19 protein-coding genes are annotated in these 19,385 nt (G+C 61.2%); 15 read left to right on the forward strand and 4 right to left on the reverse strand.

Features of this window, described 5'->3' with window-relative positions:
* Positions 1-26 precede the first annotated feature (26 nt).
* The 4 genes from Q0367_RS07490 to ade all read right to left on the reverse strand — a co-directional run bounded on the left by Q0367_RS07490 (position 27) and on the right by ade (position 6,501).
* Entirely contained in the window at positions 27-2,534 is a 2,508-nt protein-coding gene (locus Q0367_RS07490; protein WP_298981391.1) for a DNA internalization-related competence protein ComEC/Rec2, read from the reverse strand.
* A gap of 93 nt (positions 2,535-2,627) precedes the next feature.
* Positions 2,628-3,503 carry an RluA family pseudouridine synthase gene (locus tag Q0367_RS07495; protein ID WP_298981392.1) on the reverse strand — a complete coding sequence of 292 codons (876 nt, stop codon included), beginning with the start codon at positions 3,501-3,503 and terminating at the stop codon, positions 2,628-2,630.
* A 7-nt stretch (positions 3,504-3,510) separates the two neighbouring features.
* A complete protein-coding gene (locus tag Q0367_RS07500) occupies positions 3,511-4,713 on the reverse strand; it encodes an amino acid aminotransferase (protein ID WP_298981394.1) in 1,203 nt (400 codons plus the stop codon).
* A gap of 57 nt (positions 4,714-4,770) precedes the next feature.
* Complete coding sequence (gene ade / locus Q0367_RS07505) at positions 4,771-6,501, reverse strand: adenine deaminase (RefSeq protein ID WP_297636765.1); 1,731 nt, start codon at positions 6,499-6,501, stop codon at positions 4,771-4,773.
* A gap of 298 nt (positions 6,502-6,799) precedes the next feature.
* Here ade and Q0367_RS07510 point away from each other — a divergent pair, with 298 nt between their 5' ends.
* The 15 genes from Q0367_RS07510 to phnF form a co-directional block, all read left to right on the forward strand.
* The gene (locus Q0367_RS07510; protein ID WP_297636768.1) at positions 6,800-8,209 is read left to right on the forward strand and encodes a radical SAM protein; all 1,410 of its coding nucleotides are present in this window, start codon (positions 6,800-6,802) and stop codon (positions 8,207-8,209) included.
* Between the two features lie 60 nt (positions 8,210-8,269).
* Positions 8,270-8,476, forward strand: coding sequence for a hypothetical protein (locus Q0367_RS07515; protein ID WP_297636771.1), 207 nt, complete (start codon positions 8,270-8,272; stop codon positions 8,474-8,476).
* Between the two features lie 70 nt (positions 8,477-8,546).
* The gene (locus tag Q0367_RS07520) at positions 8,547-8,840 is read left to right on the forward strand and encodes a hypothetical protein (protein ID WP_297636774.1); all 294 of its coding nucleotides are present in this window, start codon (positions 8,547-8,549) and stop codon (positions 8,838-8,840) included.
* 174 nt (positions 8,841-9,014) lie between these two features.
* Positions 9,015-9,701 carry a metalloregulator ArsR/SmtB family transcription factor gene (locus Q0367_RS07525; RefSeq protein WP_297636777.1) on the forward strand — a complete coding sequence of 229 codons (687 nt, stop codon included), beginning with the start codon at positions 9,015-9,017 and terminating at the stop codon, positions 9,699-9,701.
* A 51-nt stretch (positions 9,702-9,752) separates the two neighbouring features.
* Positions 9,753-10,814 (forward strand): GTP 3',8-cyclase MoaA, encoded by a 1,062-nt coding sequence (gene moaA, locus Q0367_RS07530; RefSeq protein ID WP_297636780.1) that lies wholly within the window; start codon positions 9,753-9,755, stop codon positions 10,812-10,814.
* Between the two features lie 129 nt (positions 10,815-10,943).
* A complete protein-coding gene (locus Q0367_RS07535) occupies positions 10,944-11,315 on the forward strand; it encodes an iron-sulfur cluster assembly accessory protein (RefSeq protein ID WP_297636784.1) in 372 nt (123 codons plus the stop codon).
* 164 nt (positions 11,316-11,479) lie between these two features.
* The gene (locus tag Q0367_RS07540; RefSeq protein WP_298981397.1) at positions 11,480-11,872 is read left to right on the forward strand and encodes a DUF2203 domain-containing protein; all 393 of its coding nucleotides are present in this window, start codon (positions 11,480-11,482) and stop codon (positions 11,870-11,872) included.
* A 120-nt stretch (positions 11,873-11,992) separates the two neighbouring features.
* Positions 11,993-12,313 (forward strand): NifU family protein, encoded by a 321-nt coding sequence (locus Q0367_RS07545; RefSeq protein ID WP_297636790.1) that lies wholly within the window; start codon positions 11,993-11,995, stop codon positions 12,311-12,313.
* A gap of 101 nt (positions 12,314-12,414) precedes the next feature.
* On the forward strand, positions 12,415-13,905 hold the full coding sequence (locus Q0367_RS07550; RefSeq protein WP_297636793.1) for a B12-binding domain-containing radical SAM protein: 1,491 nt from the start codon (positions 12,415-12,417) through the stop codon (positions 13,903-13,905).
* Positions 13,906-13,908: 3 nt separating this feature from the next.
* A complete protein-coding gene (locus tag Q0367_RS07555; RefSeq protein WP_297636796.1) occupies positions 13,909-15,372 on the forward strand; it encodes a B12-binding domain-containing radical SAM protein in 1,464 nt (487 codons plus the stop codon).
* A 106-nt stretch (positions 15,373-15,478) separates the two neighbouring features.
* On the forward strand, positions 15,479-16,558 hold the full coding sequence (locus Q0367_RS07560; RefSeq protein WP_298981398.1) for a radical SAM protein: 1,080 nt from the start codon (positions 15,479-15,481) through the stop codon (positions 16,556-16,558).
* Positions 16,559-17,049: 491 nt separating this feature from the next.
* Positions 17,050-17,667 (forward strand): CDP-alcohol phosphatidyltransferase family protein, encoded by a 618-nt coding sequence (locus Q0367_RS07565; protein WP_298981399.1) that lies wholly within the window; start codon positions 17,050-17,052, stop codon positions 17,665-17,667.
* A 142-nt stretch (positions 17,668-17,809) separates the two neighbouring features.
* Entirely contained in the window at positions 17,810-18,217 is a 408-nt protein-coding gene (locus Q0367_RS07570) for a MerR family DNA-binding protein (RefSeq protein ID WP_298981400.1), read from the forward strand.
* Positions 18,218-18,237: 20 nt separating this feature from the next.
* Entirely contained in the window at positions 18,238-18,486 is a 249-nt protein-coding gene (locus Q0367_RS07575) for a thioredoxin family protein (RefSeq protein WP_298981401.1), read from the forward strand.
* A 171-nt stretch (positions 18,487-18,657) separates the two neighbouring features.
* Positions 18,658-19,385: phosphonate metabolism transcriptional regulator PhnF (gene phnF, locus Q0367_RS07580; RefSeq protein WP_298981402.1), on the forward strand; the 728-nt coding region annotated here is incomplete at its 3' end.

Raw genomic sequence — 19,385 nt, forward strand, 5'->3', positions numbered from 1 at the left:
CCGACCGTCTCGAGCTTGAGAGGCGTTCAGCGCTCTGTTTCAATCCACATCCGGCGCCCATCGCTCCGCGCGTGGATGCGTCCCTGCCGGTCGGTGCGCAACACTGTGCGGCCCTCCAGCGCTTTTAACACTTCCGGGTGAGGATGGCCGTAGTCGTTGTCGGCGCCCACCTGGATCACGGCGACCTGAGCCGCCACTCTTTGAACAAAATCAGACCCGGTGCTGGTGCGGCTGCCGTGATGGCCCACCTTGAGCAGCGTCGCCTGCAGTGGACTGCCTTGCGCCGTCATCGCCTCTTCGCTGGCAAGGCCTGCGTCGCCGGTCAACAACGCGCTGAAGTCGCCGTACACCAGTTTCAACACCAGGGAATGTTCGTTGTCGACATCCTTCGCCTGGACGCCCTCCGCTGGCGGCCATAAGACCCATAGCGCCACGCCGTCACCCAAATCCAGCCAACTTCCCGTCGCCTGCTCCAGCACCGTCACGGCGTTGATGGTCATGCGTTCTCGCCAGAGCACGGCGTCGGGATGCTGCGCAGCGTGAGTCGTGTATATTGCAAAGTCCACCTGGTAACGGGCTGGCGCTTCCGTCTGCGCCGCCATGTGGTCGCCGTCAGGATGGGTTAGCACCAACAGGTCGATCGTGCGATCCCAAAAGGGCATCACTGCGCCCAATTCGGCGAAGAGCGTCTCCGGGCTGGCTCCGCCGTCGACCAAAACCTGGCGTCCCGACGGCGTCTGGATGAAAATGCCGTCCCCCTGGCCTACATCAAGAAACCAGAGATGCAATCGCCCGTCCGGCAGCGAAGCGACCGCGGACCATGACAGCACGGTCGTCATGGCCAGCCCTATCGCTGCAGTCGGGCTGACGAGTCGACTCCATCGGACGGCGGCGCTCCATCGGTCAAGCAAAGTCAACATGCCTCGCCAGCGCGGCTGGGTTTTGGCGGCGACGAGGGCCAGATAGGTGGCGAGCAGCGCGGCCGTATTGTAACCGGCAATCTCCAGGCTGGCGCCCGGCAGTGCGGCCGTCCACTGGACGATGTGAACCGTCCACGCCAGACAGAGCCAGGGCAACGTCAGGAGGAGGCGGCCAATCAACTCTAGCCCTGCGATGCCGGCCGCTGCGCCGGCGCTGCCCGCCAGCATGATCGGCGGCTGGGCGGGCAAGATCAACAGGTTGGTGAGCAGGCTCACGATGCTCAGCCTGCCAAAATAGTAGACGACCAGCGGCATCGTGGTCAGGTTGGCGGCCATCGTCACCATCAGGCTCTCCTCGAAGAAGGAGCCGACCGGCCCACGGGCAAAGGCGCTCAGATGGAGCGCCGAAAGCGTTTTGCGAAAGCCGGCGATCAGGTCGGGCGCCACGAGGATGAGGCCGGCCGTGGCCGCGCTGCTCAATTGCAGACCCACGTCCCACAGCGCCAGTGGGTTAAGCAGCGTCATCAGCGCACAGGCCGCGCCCAGGCTGACCAGGGCCGTGCTGCGACGGTTCATGCCCGCTGCAACCACCGCCAGGCTGCCCATCACGCCTGCGCGCATCACCGCCGCATCCCCGCCCACCAGCAGCGCATAGCAGGCGATGCCCGCCACCGTAAACCAGACCGCCCGTCCGCCTCCGACGATGCGCACCATCAGCGCCATGATCACGCCCGCAATCAGGGCCACGTTCGAGCCGGAGATGACGATGACGTGCGAGCTGCCGGTGGCGTTGAATTGATCGTACAGCTCGTCAGGAATGCCCGATTCGATGCCGAGCAACATGCCGTTGGCCAGGGCGGCGTACGGCTCGGGCAGCGCCCGGTTCAGAAAGCGCTCCCCGCGCGCCCGCACGGCGTAGAGCGCAGCAAGCAGCGGATTGCCCTGGGGCGGCGCATCCATCGGTTCGATGACCGCTCCGTAGAGCACGCTGTGAATGCCTTTACGCGCCAGATATTCTCGAAAGCTGAACGAGTCGAAGTCCGGCGGCGTCGTCAGCCGACCGGTGACGCGCACCGGCTGGCCATAGCGATAGCGCTCGCGAATGCCGGTGCTGAGCCGCACTTTTCCCGCTACAGCGCGCTGGACGCCGTCGATCTCGAGCGCGTGCACGTGGATCACCAGCCGCTGTTTGACGTCGGCGACCAGCGGGTAACTGTCCACAAAGCCAAAGAGCGTCATCTTGGGCGCGCTGCGCTCGAACGCTCTGTCGGCGGGAAGGTTGTAATAGGCCAGATCGGTGGGCGTCCAGCAAGGGGTGAAGGGATGGCCCGCATAGCGCAGCGCGCCGGCCGCAGCGCACAGCGCCAGCGCCCAAAGCAGCCCCGGCGCTGCGGAGGGGCGAGGCGGCTCGAAACCGGCGCTCGTCGGCCAGCGCATGCCGGCGCCCATCTTTGCCTCGTTGCGTCGCTGCAGGAACAGGACAAGCGGCAAGAGTCCAAACGGAGCGAGCCAGAGCCATTCCGGCAGCGGGCAGCGCACTCCCAGCCAGTCGAAGATTGCCCGACCGATCAGGATGCCGGCCATGTAGGCCAGGGAGCCGTAAAGCAAAGCCATCGAAATCTCCCAGATCGATGAGGAGCGGAGAAGGATGCATCGCTCTCCCCAGCATAGGGCGCTCGACGACGGACGCAAGCGACAAAATATGCATTATGAGCTGGGCGGTTGGTTCAGCGTGAAGTCCGGCGGCGTCGGCGCAACGAATCGACGCTCGACGCCGAAAATCTGCGCAGGCAGGGTGATGGAGCGGGCGTGGAGCATCAGCCGAGGCGCAGAGTGCGCCGAACCGTAGAGGCGATCGCCCAGGATCTGCGCGCCGAAATAGGCCAGATGCACGCGCAACTGGTGCATGCGCCCCGTCTCCGGGAAGAGACGCACCCACATGCGATTGTCGCCGGCGGCGAGCACTTCGTAGCGGGTGACCGCGCGCTGTCCGCCTCGCTCCGTCGCCTCCATTTGATCGCGGCGACGCCGGCTGGGGCGCAGATGCACATCGATCACGCCGCGCTGCGCCAGACGGTTGGGCGCAGCCACTACGGCGATGTATTCCTTGTGCACCAACCCTTCCTGGAAAGCGCGGGCGAGCAAGGCGTTGATCTCGCCCCCGCGCGTCAACAGCACCACGCCAGAAGTGTCGCGATCCAGGCGGTGAAAGAGCGTGAGCGGCCCGAAATGCGCTGTAGCCAGTTGCAACAGAGACGGCCGATCCAGACCGCGCCGCGGCTCGCAGAGCAGCCCGGCCGGTTTGTTCACCGCCAACAGGTCGCCTTCGTCGGCGATGAGCCAGGCAGGATCGAACTGCTGGGGATGGGAGGGCAGCGTAGCGGGCGCGCGGTGGACGGTGATGACATCGCCGTTGGAGACGAGCCAGGAGGCCAGCCACACTGTGCGCCCATTGACCTCCACCTGGCGTTGTCCGATCAAACGTTGAATAGCCTGGCGCCCACTCTGGGGATAGCGGGCGCGCAGGACGCGGTCGAGACGTTGGGGCGCAGGCAGGTCGTCAACGACAAAGCGCTCAGCCACCGGCGATTCAGGAGGGCGAATTCAGGACTGCGGCGATCGCGCTGCAGAGATAGTCCATATTTTCCTCCGTCATGCCGGCCACGCTGATGCGACCGGAGCTGACGGCGTAGATCGAATAGCGTTCGCGCAGGGCTTTCACCTGTTCCGGCGTCAGGCCGGAGAAAGAAAACATGCCGCGCTGCCGGGCGATGAACGAAAAATCTTGCGTGACGCCTTTTTCTTGAAGCGTCTCGACGAAAAGGTGACGCATGGTGTTGATGCGGTCGCGCATCTGGCGCACTTCGTCCTCCCAGAGGCGCTTCAGCTCTCCGTCATTCAACACGGTGGCGACGATCGCCGCGCCATGCGCAGGCGGGTTGGAATAGTTGGCGCGCACCACGCGCTTGATGTGGCTCAGCGCCGTCTCCGCCGCCGCAGGCGAGCCCGCCACCAACGTCAACGCGCCGACGCGCTCATTGTACAGCCCGAAATTTTTAGAATAGGAGCTGGCGATCAACAGATCCGGACAGTGGCGCGCCAAAATATGCAGGCCGCGCGCGTCCTCCTGCAAGCCGTCGGCAAACCCCTGGTAGGCGAAATCGACGAGCGGCAGCAAATTGCGCCGCGCCAACTCTTCGGCGACCACTTCCCACTGCGCCGGGGTGAGATCCACGCCGGTTGGATTGTGGCAGCACCCATGCAACACGACGACGTCGCCGACCGGAATCTGATGCAGCGCCGCCATCATTCCGTCAAAATCGACGCCATTGGTGGGCTTGTCGAAGTAAGGATAGGTCGCCGTTTTGAGCTTCGCCGCCTGAAAGACGTTCGGATGGTTAGGCCAGGTTGGGTCGCTCAGCCAAACCGTTTTAGCTTCCAGCGTGGAGGCGATAAAATCCGCCGCCACGCGCAGCGCGCCGGTCCCCCCCGGCGCCTGCACCGTGACCGCGCGCCTGTCGCGCACGACCCCATGATCCTTACCGAAGAGCAGCGCCTGGGTGGCGTCGCCAAAGGCAGGGTCTCCTTCGATGGGCAGGTAGTTTTTGGTCTGCTCTGCTGCAAGAAGTCGCTCTTCGGCGCGCTTGACCGAGGCCAATACAGGCGTGCGTCCCTGAGCGTCCTTGTAGACGCCGACGCCGAGATTGATTTTGTTGGGATTGGGATCTTTTTTGAATGCTTCGGTGAGTCCTAAAATCGGATCAGGCGGAGCAGGTGTCAGTGAGTAAAACATTGTTAGCCCTCTTAAAAATTTTTTCCCGCTTTGAAAAATTAACCCGTGCGATTGATTTTACGCTGAAGACGACGAATCGATAAATAGCGGCACAATCTCGAATCGCTCCACGTCCACCAGCCCCTGGTCGGTGAGCTTGAGCTTGGGAATCACCTCGAGCGCCATGAAGCTCATCGCCATGAAGGGATCGTGCAGCGGCGAACCGAGCGCCTGGGCGGCCGCAATGAGTGCATCGTAGCGGCTGCGCACCTCCTCGATGGGTCGGTCGCTCATCAGGCCGGCGACCGGCAGCGGCAGCGCAGCGAGCACCCGGTCGCCATCCACGACCGCCAGGCCCCCGCCCATGTCCGCCACGGCGCGCGCCGCCGTCATCATCGAGTCATCGTCGGCGCCGATCACCACCAGGTTGTGATGGTCATGCGCCACCGTTCCCGCCATCGCCCCGCGGCGCAAACCGATGCCTTGAATGAAGCCCAGCCCCATCGCTCCGCTCGCCTTGTGCCGATCGATCACCGCCATCTTGAGCACGTCGTTGATTGGGTCGGCCACCGCGTAGCCGTCGACGATGCGCGCGGGCAGGATGCGTTCTTCGGTGATCAGTTGACCGGGCAACGAACCGATCACGCGCATCCGCCCGCCGGTCGTCGGCACCCTCAGATCAACGGCCTCCCACCGAATGTTGACGGTGCTGCTCACCTCAGAGGGAATGGTTTCGGTCGACCCGATGGGGACGCTTAGAGCGCCGCCCTGGGCGACGAGCCGCCCTCCTGCAAAGACGAGGCGCGGCTGAGGCGCCGTCAGGTCATCGAAGACGATCAAATCCGCGCGGCGTCCAGGCGCAATGGCGCCGCGGTCATGCAGGCCGAACCACTCGGCGGGATTGAGCGTCGCCATGCGCAGCGCCGTCACCGGGGCTACGCCAAAGCGAATCGCCTCGCGCACCATAGAATCGATCGATCCCTGGTCGAGGAGATCGCCGGGGATGCGATCGTCGGTGCAAAAGCAGATGCGTCGGCTGTTGGCTTCGGTGACGAGGGGGAGCAGCGCGTGCAGGTTATGGGCGTTAGTCGCCTCCCGGATCAGGATGTAGAGGCCGCGCGCCAGTTTTTCCTGCGCTTCCTCCACGGTGGTGCATTCGTGCTCGCTGCCGACGCCGGCCGCCACGTAGGCGTTGAGCATTTTGCCGGTGAGCGCCGGCGCATGACCATCGCGCGGTCTGCCCTCGAAGGCGGCGATCTTCGCCAATACTTCTGCATCGCCGTAGACGACGCCGGGGAAATTCATCACCTCGGCCAGGCCATGGACCGTGCCTTCGGCGAGCAGCTGCGCCAGCTCCGTCGCCGTGAGTGTGGCGCCGTTGGTCTCCATGTGCGTCGCCGGCACGCAGGAGGAGGCCATAATTACGACGCTGAGGGGGAGGCCGGCGCTGTTCTGCGCCATGAAGCGCAGCCCGGCCATGCCCGCCACGTTGGCGATCTCATGAGGGTCAATCACGACGGTGGTTACCCCGCGCGGCAACACCGCGCGGGCGAACTGCGCCGGGATGCAGAGGCTGCTCTCGATGTGGACATGCGCGTCGATCAGGCCGGGCGCCACATACGCGCGGTCGAGATCGATCACTTCTTGCGCCTGGTAGTCGACCCCCAAACCGGCGATCCGGTCGCCGGCAAGCGCAATCGACGTCTCCTCGACAGCGCCCGAGAAGACATTCACAACGCGCGCCCGCCGCAAGAGGAGATCGGCGGGCGCTTCCCCGCGCGCAACCGCCAGCAGCCGTCGCCTGTCCATCGTCTGTTCGCCCCTTTCGTTCTGTGCCCTTCGCCTTTCGATGCTCTCCCTCTATCGCAAGCATGAAAGCAGCGAGCGCATCACGATAAAAAACTGTGGCAACCCTGCAAGGATTGTACCGGGACTGCGCTGAAAGCGTCAATCGACTCCGAGTCAATAATTCTCACGATTTTCATAATAATTGACACCGATCCACCGGCGTGCTATACTCGCGACGATTCGAGGCGCACAACAGTGTGGGGTGAAAGACCTCTGTGCAGCGCCGCTCAAAAAGCGAATGATTTGAGGAGCAGCGATCGTGAGATTTTCATGGCCTTGGGGCAAAAAATCATCCATCAAGCCTAAAATTCTCTGGGTGGACCTGGGCGATCTGGGCGACCTTGTCCACCCCAGTGGGCCGCATGAACAGTGGCAGGATCACGGCCTCGGCCTGTTGCGCACGATCATGCACAACCATGGCATCCTCACCGATCTGGTCTCGACGCGGGCGGTGACGGCCTGGAAGCAGCTTGCGAAACAGATGCAAGGCTATGAGATGCTGCTGATGAATGTGCGCAGCTACACCTTTCCGGTCGGGAAGAAATCGGCCGAGATCTTCAAACAGGTCAATCCGAACGGCATTGTGATCGCCGGCGGCATGCATGCGACGGTTGCGCCTCATGAAATGCTCGCCATCAATGCGTTTGACCATGTGGTGCAAGGACCTGGAGAGCTGACAATCGTCGATCTGGTCAAAGACCCGGCGGCCTATCCCCGGCTGGTGCACGGCGTCGGGGCCAAATCCATGGCCGACTGGCCGATGATTAATCGTGAACTGTGGCCCAAGCCGGTCGGTTGGCGCATCAAGCGGCGCTGGAAGTGGCGCTGGCCGCTCGAGCCGGAATGCGGCTGGGGGCCGGGTCCGGTCGCCACCATCCTCACCAGTCGGGTCTGCCCGTGGCAGTGCGTTTTCTGCAACGAAAATTCCTACATCCCCAACATGGGGCGCAAGCCGGTCGATCAGGTGATCGACGAGCTGAATTACCTGGATCGTAAATACGGCATCGGGTCTGTCGTGATCCACGACTCGATGTTCTTCCAAAACCCGAAATGGCTGCGCGAGTGGATTGAAAAATACCCGCGCAAGACCAAGCGGTGGACTTACTGGGCGGCGGGCCGCGCCGACACCGTGCGGCAGTGGCCGGACCTCTTCGAGGCGTTGGTGCGCGAGACCAACTGGCGCACGATCTCGATCGGCTTTGAATCGGGCAGCGACCGCATTTTACGGCTGCTCAACAAAGAATGCACCGAAGAGGACAATTACTTCACCATCGATCTGGTCAACCGGCTGGGCGACGAGCTGGAGGCCAAGGGGGAGCAGCCGCCGAAATTCTGGTCGAACATCATGTTGGGCATTCCCGGCGAAACGCCCGAAGACGCCTTCAAGACCATGCGCATGTTGAAGCGTATGAAGCGCGTCTTCCCGTCGATCTCCTACTACGCTCCCTATCCCGGCTCAGCGCTGGGCTTCCAACTGATCGCCGAGGGCAAAAGCCTGATGTCGCAGGACAACTACCATCGCTACCCGGACGACGAGAAGGTCAAGGGCGTGGACTATCAGTTCTACCGAGACTTGCTCGCCGGCAAATACGATGATGAGATCAACAAAGGGCTTCACGGCGTCACGCGTGGGGCTGAACTCTATCAGGGCACGCTCGTAAAGGCGTAAAAGGCTGAGCGGCGACGAAACGCAAGTCGACAAATTACGCAAACAGGAGGAGGCTTTGATATGAGCAGCTTTTCCAACCCGCATTACATGTATCTGTTCTCACTTAAAAACGGCAAAAAGAAACTGGCCTACGGGCAGTCGCCGGAAGATGCGCTGGAAATCTTGCGGATTCGTCTAACCGAAGAGGAGATGAACGAAATCCTGCCTGACCAATACATCAAAATCAATCAGCGTGAACTGCAGCAATATGTTCATGAACTCGGCTAGCCGATGAGCGGGGCCGGCCATCAGATTGAGGCGTAAGTGAGGCGGAAGAGCATCCAATGGCGGAGGAAGGATGCGCCTTTCGACAGAACAGCGAGATGTTCTCATCGCCATGCAGCGAGGCGACCGGCTGAAAGTGCATCGCACGGTCGATGGCGTCAAGCAATATTTGCTGCATCGTCTCGACGAGACCGGCGTGGTTGAAGTCAAAGCCGGCGTAGTGGACGCACTGGTGCGCGCCGGTCTGATCGAGAGCAACATGAAGTTCCCGGCGGCCACCTTTCTGTTGACGGACAAGGGCGCCGGGCTGGCCGCACGCCTCACAGGCGACGAACGCACGCCGATCGGTCCGCGCAATTTCGGCTGACCGTCCTTACGCAGATATTTATCATAAATTTTATAAAAATTGACGCCCTGGCTGTTTTGTGCTATAAGAGGGCTGACCGATAAAAGCGTATTCTGGCGGAACCCTTTTGCGTTGCGCCGAACGTTTGCAGTGCGTAAGTTCGTGTAGGAAGCAAGTTAAAGACAGGCCCAGATCGTGCACGCAGTTCGCAGGCATATTCTTGAAATTTTGAAGGAGACAGGCGGCGCCACCGTCGCCGAGCTGGCGGAGCGGCTCGATATGGCGCCGGTTTCGGTGCGTCACCATCTGGACATTCTCCAGGGAGACAACCTGATTCGCGTAGGGCGGCTGGAGCGCACGGGCGGCGTCGGACGCCCCCAACAGATTTATCAGTTGACCGACGACGCAATCGAGCTTTTCCCCAAGAATTTTGCCGTTCTCGCCGCAGGGATGGTGCGGCAGCTCAAGCAGAGATTGCCGCCTGAACAGGTCGACGCCATCTTTGAGTCGCTGGCCGACGAGATGGCGGCGGAGGCGCATGTCGCCGACCTCGAAGCGCTCCCGATGCCTGAACGGTTGGAGCGCATCACGGCTTTTCTCAATGAACGAGGATACCTGGCGCGTTGGGAGCCGGCGGACGGCGAGGGGGAGGTGTACATGCTCTATAAACACAACTGCCCCTACGCAGGCATGTCCGACGAGCATCGGGAACTGTGCATGATGGATCAATGGCTGATCGACCGACTGGTCGGCGCACCTTGCAGTCGCACCGCTTCGGTCGTCAACAACGACAAGTGTTGCGCCTATCAGATCGAAGCCGAGGGGGAAGCGAAGCGATCCGACGCGACTGCGCGTTGCCAGGAAATCCTGCTGGCGGCATAATGCAAAAGCGCGCTTTTGCCGACGGGTGCGAAAGTTGAATGTGAGGAGCATGTGATAGGCAACGTCACCCTCTACACGAATCGCCGAGACAAAGTGACGGTCGCGCCGCTGCCGGAGGGCTTCGCGATCGAGCCGACCTTCGACAGCTACGGTCGGCGCATCAACTATCTGCGCATCAGCCTGACCGACGCCTGCAATTTGCGCTGCGTCTACTGCATGCCGGAAGACATGCATTTTCGGCCCCGCCATGAGCTGATGAGCGACGAGGAGCTGCTCTATCTGGTCAAAATTGCGGCGAGCCTGGGTGTCACCAAAATTCGGCTGACGGGCGGCGAGCCGACCATCCGCCCCGGCATCGTGGAGCTGGTGCGCGCCATCGCTGCAACGCCTGGCATCCAGGACCTGGCGATGACGACCAACGGCATCCTGCTCGACAAGCTGGCGCGACCGCTGGCGCAAGCAGGGCTGAAGCGGGTCAACATCAGCATCGACACGCTCGATCCAGAGAAATTTCATCGCATCACGCGCTGGGGGCATTTGGAGGATGTGTGGCGTGGAATCCAGGCGGCGGAGGCGGCGGGGCTGACGCCGATCAAGCTCAACGCCGTGATCGTGCGTCACTTTAACGACGGGCAAGACATGATCGATCTGGCGCAGTTGACCGTGGAAAACGACTGGGAAGTGCGCTTTATCGAGATGATGCCGTTCGGCGAAGTGAGCGACTTTCAGCAGACAAACGTCGTCACCTACGCCGAGATGAAGCAGCGCATCGAAGCGCACTTCGGGCCGCTCGAGGAGGTGGGCTACGATTTTATCGATCCAAGCCGCCCCTTCCGCATCCGCGGCGCAAAAGGGACGGTGGGCTTCATCAGCAGCGTGACCGAGCCGTTCTGCCAGGGGTGTGGCCGCGTGCGGTTGACGGCGGATGGGAAGCTGCGTCTCTGTCTGCTGCGCGAGGACGAAGTAGACTTATTGACGCCGTTGCGCGCAGGCGCATCCTGGGAGGAGCTGCGCGCGCTGATGCGCGATGGCGCCTATCACAAACCGTGGGGGCATGAGCTCTCCGCAGGGAAATTCGCCCAAAATCGGGCGATGAATCAAATCGGTGGGTGATGAAGCGTGTTGCGTATTCCGTATGCGTATTCCATATGCGTATTCTGGAGTTGCCACGAAACACGCAGCACGAAACACACGTAGCACGAAAGAAAAGAGCATCTTGTAGATTCAAGGAGACGGGGAACTATGGTTACATTGACTCCAGCAGCTGCTGAAAAGTTGGGCGGCATCATGGAACAGAAGGGCTTGAAGGAATCGCATGCCCTGCGCGTCTTCGTCAAGGGCGGCGGCTGCGGCGGCATGCAGTACGGCATGACCTTCGACATGCCGCGCGAAGGCGATGAAATCTATGAGCAGCATGGCTTGCGCGTCGTCGTCGACCCGACAAGCCTTTTCTATATCGACGGGTCGTGCATCGACTACGTCGACAACCTGATGGGCGGCGGCTTCCACATCGACAACCCTCAGGCCGTGAGCTCCTGTGGCTGCGGCAGCAGCTTCCGCACCGCGCGCAGCCACACCGGCGAAGAGATGCCGCAGAGCTGCGGTCATCATTGATGCGCAGACAGGAGATGCGCAGCGGTTGGGATTGAGATTCTCCGTTTCACCGCTGCGCATTTTCTTTTAAGCGAGCGTCCTGCGAACGCACAATGCACTCTGCCAACCTGGTTGCAGCTCCGTTCTGCAGGACTCTCTTTGCAGCGCATATCCAGGCATTCCCAATGAAGGCGCGCTATTTCACGTTAGAAGAAGCGCAGGCGACGCTGCCGCAAGTGAAGAAATTGATGGAGCAGGTGCAGTCCGCCCGGCGTGAAATTTTGCGCCTGCGTCCCGACGCATTGCCGGCAATCGAGCAGGCGGCGTTGAACGGCGGCAACAAACTGCTGGGCGAGTTGGCGGTGCACGCCATGCGGCTGGAGGAGGGCGTCCGGGGGATTATGGCGCTCGGCGCCGTGATCAAAGACATCGACGCCGGCCTGGTGGACTTTGTCGGCCTGCGCAACGGCCGTGAGATTTTTCTTTGCTGGCAGTACGGCGAAGAGGAGATCGGCTACTGGCATGAACTCAACGCCGGCTTCGCCGGACGGCGACCGTTGGATGAATATATCCAGTAGCAGTTTAGCGACATACTCTCATCCCGTGTACAGGGCTGGTTGTGAACAGGCTGAAACGTTGGATTTTCTTGCAAGAACCAGAGCCGCCTTGTAGGGATGGGAGCATCGGAAGGATCGGTTATGAGTTTATTTATAGAAACATCGCTCGAACAGCGCATTCAACAGGTTCTGGACGAATATCGACCAAACCTTCACATGGATGGCGGCGACGTCGAGGTGTTGAAAGTGGACGAAAACGGCGTGGCGCATCTTAAAATGCTGGGCGCTTGCATCGATTGCCCGATCAGTCTGCTGACGATGAAGCTGGGCATCCAGCGACTCCTCAAGGAACATTTTCCGGAGATCACCGGCGTCCACGCCATCACCGACGTCAGCATTCGCGACCTGTACGATCGGGAAGCAGTGATGCAAAAAAGCATCGCTCGAACACGGAACGCATAATTTTTCTAAACTCTTTCATAAAATTTGGACGCTGCGCCGTCGCCGTGTTAGAATGCGCACCGTCTTTGTTAGACAACCATCCTGATTGAAGGAGGAACAACGTGCGAGTAGCACTGATCAATCCAAGATTTCGACTCCCGATCGACACGCGGACGACGCCGCACCTGGGCCTGGCCTATCTGGCTGCCATGAGCGAACGCCGCGGAGACGAGGTGGTGATCTTCGACGCCGACGTCGAGAGCAAGCCGGTCTCCGAGTTCGTGCAGGAGTTCAAGCCCGACCTGGTCGGCATCACCGCCAACACGCCGCAGGTCAAGCAAGCCTGGCGCACGGCGCGCGCCATCAAGGAAGTGCACGACTGTCTGATCGTGCTAGGCGGGCCGCACGTCAGCGTGTTGCCGGAGGAGAGTTGCGAAAAGCCCTACGTGGACATCGTCGTGCGCGGCGAGGGCGAAGAGACCTGGATCGACATCTCCAACCGGTTGGAGGCGTATCTCAAAGACCAGCCGTATTACTCCACCCAGGCTTTCATGCATCCGGAAAACGAAATTTTCAACGACTGCCTGGGCATCACCTACAAGACGAGCGACGGCCGCATCCACAACAACCCGGATCGCACGCCCATCGCCGACCTGGACAGCCTCCCCTGGCCGGCCTATCACCTCTTCAAGATGGATCGTTACACCAATCTGCAGCCCGCCACCGACCATGTTGACGGCGCGCGCAGTTTCAGCATCCTCACCAGCCGCGGCTGCCCCTATCGCTGCACCTTCTGCAGCCAGAGCATCATGCCGATCAAATGGCGCAGCCGCAGCCCGGAAAATGTGCTGGCGGAGTGGCGTCACCTCGTCGAAGACCTCGGCGCGCAGGAGATCGGCGTGCTCGACGACAGCGCCAACATCCGCGTTAAGCGGCTGGAAGAGCTGGCGCATCTGTTGATCGAGCATAAACTCAACCATGTTCCGTGGATCTTCGTCAACGGCATCCGTGCCAACCTGGCCAGCAAGGAGTTGCTGGCGCTCCTGAAGAAAGCAGGGCTGAAGCGCACCGCCTTTGGCGTCGAAAGCGGCGACCCGGAGATTTTGCGCTCTATCGACAAGAAGATCGACCACGACACGATTCGCCAGGCGTTTAAAAACGCCAAAGAGGTCGGCCTGGAGACGATCGCCTTCATGATCATCGGCCTCCCCGGTGAAACGCGCGAGACCATGCAGCGCACCATCGACTTCGCCATCGAGCTTGACCCGGTCATCGCCAACTTCTCGATGATGACGCCCTACCCCGGCACCAAAGTCTACGAAATGGTCAAACGGCAGGGGCGCTTCCTGATCAACGACTGGGAGGACTACGTTTTCTTCGAGCAGAAGGCGCGCTACGAGATGGGCGAAATGACCGCCGAGCTGGTCGAAGAGATGTATCGCAAGGCGTATCGACAATTCTATCTGCGGCCTTCGCCCATCCTGCGCCGCATCAAGACCAAGGACTTCTGGCTCAACCTGCCGCGCAACGTGCGCATCGCCATGAACACTTTCATCCCGAAGAAGGAGAAGACCGCTTTGCGGCGAGCCGTCGAGGCGGAAGGGGCAATCTGAACCATGCGCGTCATTCTTGCAAGTCCCGAAGCCAAAGTCTGGAGCGTGCGCAAACACATTCCGCTAGGGCTGGGCTACCTGGCCGCCGTCCTGCGTGAGGCCGGCCATGAGGTGATGATCTACGACGCCTCGATCGAAGATGTGGGCGTCGACTACTACCTGGACAAAGCCGAGGCCGAGGGGCGCCCGTATCGATTAATCGGCATTACCGCCACCACGCCGCTGATGCCCGACGCCTGGGCCATGGCGCAGCTTGCCAAAAAGCGCGGCCTGATCACCGTATTGGGCGGCCCGCATCTCACCATTATGCCGCTCGAGTCGTTGCAGCCGCCGCACGACGCCTATGTCGATTATGTCTTCAAAGGCGAGGCCGAATATAGCTTTCTGGAGCTGATCGAGGCGTTGGATGCAGGCCGCGAGCCGGGCGTCATTCCGGGCATTCACTTCAAGCGCAAAGGGGAGATCGTCGCCAGCCCGGAAAGTCCAATGATTCCAGACCTGGATGCGCTGCCCTTCCCTGCGCACGATCTTTTCAAGATCGACAAATACACCAACCTGCAGCCGCTCACCGACGGTCTGGACCCGCATGCGCGCAGCTTCACGATCCTCACCAGCCGCGGCTGCCCGTATAAGTGCACCTTCTGCTCCAAGCCGGTGACCGGCGACACCTGGCGGGCGCGCTCGGTCGAAAGCGTGGTGCAGGAGTGGAAGTGGCTGGTCAAAGGGCTGGGCGCCACGGAGATCGGCGTCACCGACGACATCTGGAACCTCAAGCTGCCGCGCGCTAAGGAGCTTTGCCGCCGCCTGATCGAGGAAGGGCTGAACACGGTGCCCTGGGTCACGGTGCACGGCATGAAGGTCAACCACACCGATCTGGAGCTCTTCCAGCTTATGAAGGCGGCCGGCTGCAAGCGCGTCGGCTTCGGCGTCGAGAACGGCGATGAGAACATGCTGCGCAACGTCATCCGCAAAGGCCAGACGCTCGACCAGGTGCGCGAGGCGTTCGCCAACGCCAAGGCCGCCGGCCTCCAGACGATGGGCTTTTTCATCTTCGGCATGCCCGGCGACAACGAGGAGACGATGGAGAAGACGATCCAGCTTGCGCTGGAGCTGGACCCGAAGCTGGCCAACTTCATGCTGGCGGCGCCCTTCCCCGGCACCGTGATGTACGACATGATCAAGGAGGGCGGCCAGGTCTTCGCCGACAACTGGGGCGACTTCGCCATTCACGAGCAGAAGGCGCGCTTCACGATGAACGAAGGCTACGATCCCGACCTGGTTGTGAAAAAATGGCGCGAAGCATACCGCCGCTTCTACCTCTATCGCCCGGAGCGCGTGCTGGAAAAAATGATGTTCAAGGAAAACTGGACCAATCTGCCCAACACCTTTGCGCAGATCAAGCGCTTCTTCATCGGCTCGAAAGATCAAGAGGCGCCGGCGCAGAAGGCGGCTGCAGCGGCGGATTGACGCCTTGCATCGAGAAACAAGTGTTCATCCGACAGCCCGCCCTGAAGTCAAAGGGCGGGCTGTTGATTCGTCTGACGCAATGTAAGTTTGCGACAGGATGCTCTCTATGCTCGGATTGATTCCCAAGCTGCCCTTGTACTGGGCCTTTCGCACCTTTGGCTGGCCGTCGGTCAAACCCTTCTCGATCGTGATCAGCGTTTCGTTTCGCTGCAACTCCAAATGTCGCACCTGCGATGTGTGGCGCAAGCCCAACGACGATCTCTCGTTGGAGGAGTGGGACAGAATCTTCGCCAGCCTGGGGAAAGCGCCTTTCTACATGACGTTCACCGGCGGCGAGCCATTTCTGCGCCCCGACCTTGACGACCTGGTGATTAGCGCCTATCGCCACTGCCGGCCGGAGGTGATCACCATCCCCACCAACGGCATGTTGACCGAACGCATCGCCGAGAAAGTGGCGCGCATGTGCCGCGAGTGCCCGAAGAGCAGCATCGGCGTCAACCTCAGCCTGGACGGCGTCGGCGAGGAGCACGACGACATCCGCGGGGTGGAAGGCAACTGGAAGCTCGCTATGCAGACCTGGCTCCGCCTCAAGGAGCTGCAAAAAGAGCACAAAAATCTGGTGCTCACCGTGCACACCGTGATCAGCCGCTTCAACGTCCATCGTTTCCGCGAGATTCAGGAAGGGTTGAAATTTCTAGAGCCGGACTCCTACATCACCGAGGTGGCCGAGGAGCGCGTCGAACTGGACACCGTGGGGTGGGGCATCACGCCGTTGCCGGACGACTACGACGAGATCGCCGATTTTCTCAGCCAGCAGGCGCGCCAGGCCCCGGCCAAAGGCATCGCCCGCTTCACCCAGGCGTTTCGCGCGCAATATTACCAGCTTGCCAAGCGCGTCCTGCGCGAACGCGACCAGGTCATCCCCTGCTATGCAGGCTGGGCGAGCGCCCACATTGCGCCCAACGGCGACCTGTGGAGCTGTTGCATTCGCGCCGAATCGGTCGGCAACTTGCGCGAGACTAATTATGACATCGCCCCCCTTTGGCGGAGCCAGGCGATGGCGCAGTTGCGCGGCAGCATCAAGCGCAAAGAATGCGCCTGCCCGATGGCCAACGCCAACTACGCCAACATGCTGCTCCACCCTCCGACTGTGGCGAAAGTGATGCGCGACGTCTACTTTCCGTAGCGCATCCCTCACCCAAAAGAAAATTGTCTCATCCAATCTTTCCGCAAATTCCGCGGGCTTTAACAAATTATCCTGAGAACGCGTAGGCGCAGCGACAGCGCGCCCTTCTCCCCCTCTCCCAGCCTTGGGAGAGGGGGGATGGGGGGTGAGGGCCTTGTCCCCTGACTTCTGGGTGTGTCTGGGATGTGCGGCTGCGAGCCGCACCTACGGTGAATCCAGAGAATTCAGGGCTGCTGCGGCGCTCGTTTCTCCCCCTCTCCCAGTCTTGGGAGAGGGGGTTGGGGGGCGAGGGCTGCCCTGTCGCAGCCCGATTTCAGGCTTGTGTGCAGGATATTACATCGTTGCGCCCAGTGTCCGCGTACGCTGTTCTGCGATCGTCGGAGATGCAGGGGCGGAAGCGTTTCGCGCTGCGTGAAAGGCGCCAGCGCACGCCGATGGGCGCACCGACGCCCTACCAGCACAAGCCCCCAGAAAAGGAGTCGGACGTTTTCATGTTGGATCACACGCTGCGCGTCTACAAAGATGACTTGCTCAGACCCCTGGCCGTTCATTTTTATGGCGTCTCGCCCAATCTCATCACGATGGCGGCGCTCCTCGTCGGGCTGCTCGCCGCCTGCGCTGCAGCCTTTCAGTGGCAGTGGGCGGCGCTCGGCCTATGGCTGGCGAATCGCTTTCTGGACGGCCTGGATGGCATGGTGGCGCGCGCCCACGCGCGGCAAAGCGATTTCGGCGGCTATCTCGACATCGTGTCCGATTTTGTGGTGTACGCCGCCATCCCGATCTGCCTCTACTGGTGCAATCAAAGCCCGACCAATGCGCTGGCGCTGGCGCTGCTGCTGGCGAGCTTCTACGTCAACGCTGCGTCCTGGATGTATCTTTCGGCTATTTTGGAAAAGCGCGCCCTGGGCGCCCGCATGCGAGGCGAACTGACCACCGTCGCCATGCCGGCGACGGTGATCGGCGGCGCTGAGACCATCCTGTTTTACTGCCTATTTTTGCTCTGGCCGGGTGCGCTGCCCTGGCTCTTCACGCTGATGGCGATCCTGGTCCTGGTCGGCGTGGGGGTGCGCCTGCACTGGGCGAGATGTCACTTGGGGACAAGAAATTGAGGTGAGAAGAAATTTCGGGCCATACAGGAATATGTCGTCAATTGCACAACTCTGATATGGGAAGTTTTAAAATTTGACTCTTGACTCTGTACTAAACTGCAGGGTTTATGATGGATTTATGCATGCACCGAAAGGAGATGACTTGAGCAAACTTCGCATTGGCCAGGTCGCCCAGGCGGCTGGCGTCAACATTGAGACGATTCGTTTCTACGAACGGTGCGGGTTGCTCGCCGACCCGGGACGCAGCGAGAGCGGCTATCGCGCCTATCCGCCTGAGACCGTCGGCCGCGTGCGTTTCATCAAACGAGCGCAACAGCTCGGCTTCACGCTGCGCGAAATCGGCGGCCTGCTGGCGTTGCGCATCGATGAGACGGCGACGTGTGAGCAGGTGCGCGCCCAGGCGGAGGCGAAGCTGGCGGAGATCGACGCCAAAATTGCCGACCTACGGCGCATCCGCGCCGCTTTGGCTGCGCTGGCGGCTGCATGCGTCAACGATGGCCCAACCAGCGAATGCCCACTGCTTGATGCGATGGAGCGCGAGTTTGAATAGTCTGATCAAGGGGTAAAAACATGAAGGTGGAAGTTTTCAGCGCCGACTGCAGATTGTGCGACCGAACAATTGCGTTGTTACAAGAGCGCTTCCCGTCCCTATCGTTGATCGTGCACCGCTCTTCTGAATGCCGTGATGGGAGCTGTTGCAAACTGGCGGCGCACTACGGTGTAAGGGCAGTGCCGACCATTGTTGTAGACGGAGAGATCGTGCAAGTCGGGCTGCCGGATGAAGGGGATCTGCACCTTCTGGCGGAACGTCTTCGTTAATCCGCATTCATTATAAGTCGTATGCCCCAGTGATAATGCATACGGGCGCTTCCACCGTGGCAATCCCCTGAACTTGAAAAATTCTCGAAATTGGGGGCTTGAAAATTTTCGCCGAATATGTTATAAACATTTTGCGCAGCTATTTGGTCTATACCAGTCTATACGATTTTTATGCAACTGCAGCGCGAGGCGCCTGACCCACTCTACCAGCAGATCAAAGAGCGCCTGACCGTCGCCATCCGCGCCGGCGAGTTCGAGCCGCATCAACGGCTGCCTTCAGAGCGAGAGCTGTCCGAGCAATACGGCGTCAGCCGCATGACCGTACGGCAGGCACTGCAAGCGCTGGTGCGTGACGGCCTGCTCTACACCCGCGTGGGCAAAGGCACCTTCGTCGCCGAGCCAAAGATCGATCAGCAATTGCGCCGGTTGACCGGCTTCAGCCAGGACGTCACTGCGCGCGGGGGCAAACCGAGCAGCCGCGTGCTCGAAGCGCAGGTGGTCGAGGCGACGCCGGAGGTGGCCGCCGCCCTCCGCATGACGCCCGGGGGCGAAGTGATCCGCCTGACGCGGCTGCGTCTCTCCAACGACACGCCGCTGGCGATCGAGACCGCGCACCTTCCTTTCGCGCGGTTTTCTGGGCTGCTCTCCCATGATTTCGCCGTGGAGTCGCTCTATATGGTGCTGGGACAGGAATACGGCGTGGCGCTGACGGAGGCGGAGCAGGTGCTGGAGGCGGCGGTGGCGGACGTCGACGAGGTGCGGCTGCTCGAGTTGACGCCGCCCGCGGCTGTGATGCGCATGCAGCGGCTCACCGTGGACAGTGAGGGCGAACCGGTGGAATATGTGTTGTCCACCTACCGCGGCGACCGCTACAAGTTTCGCTTTCATCTTCAGGCAGG

Source organism: uncultured Caldilinea sp. (assembly GCF_937128415.1).
Taxonomy (GTDB): domain Bacteria; phylum Chloroflexota; class Anaerolineae; order Caldilineales; family Caldilineaceae; genus Caldilinea.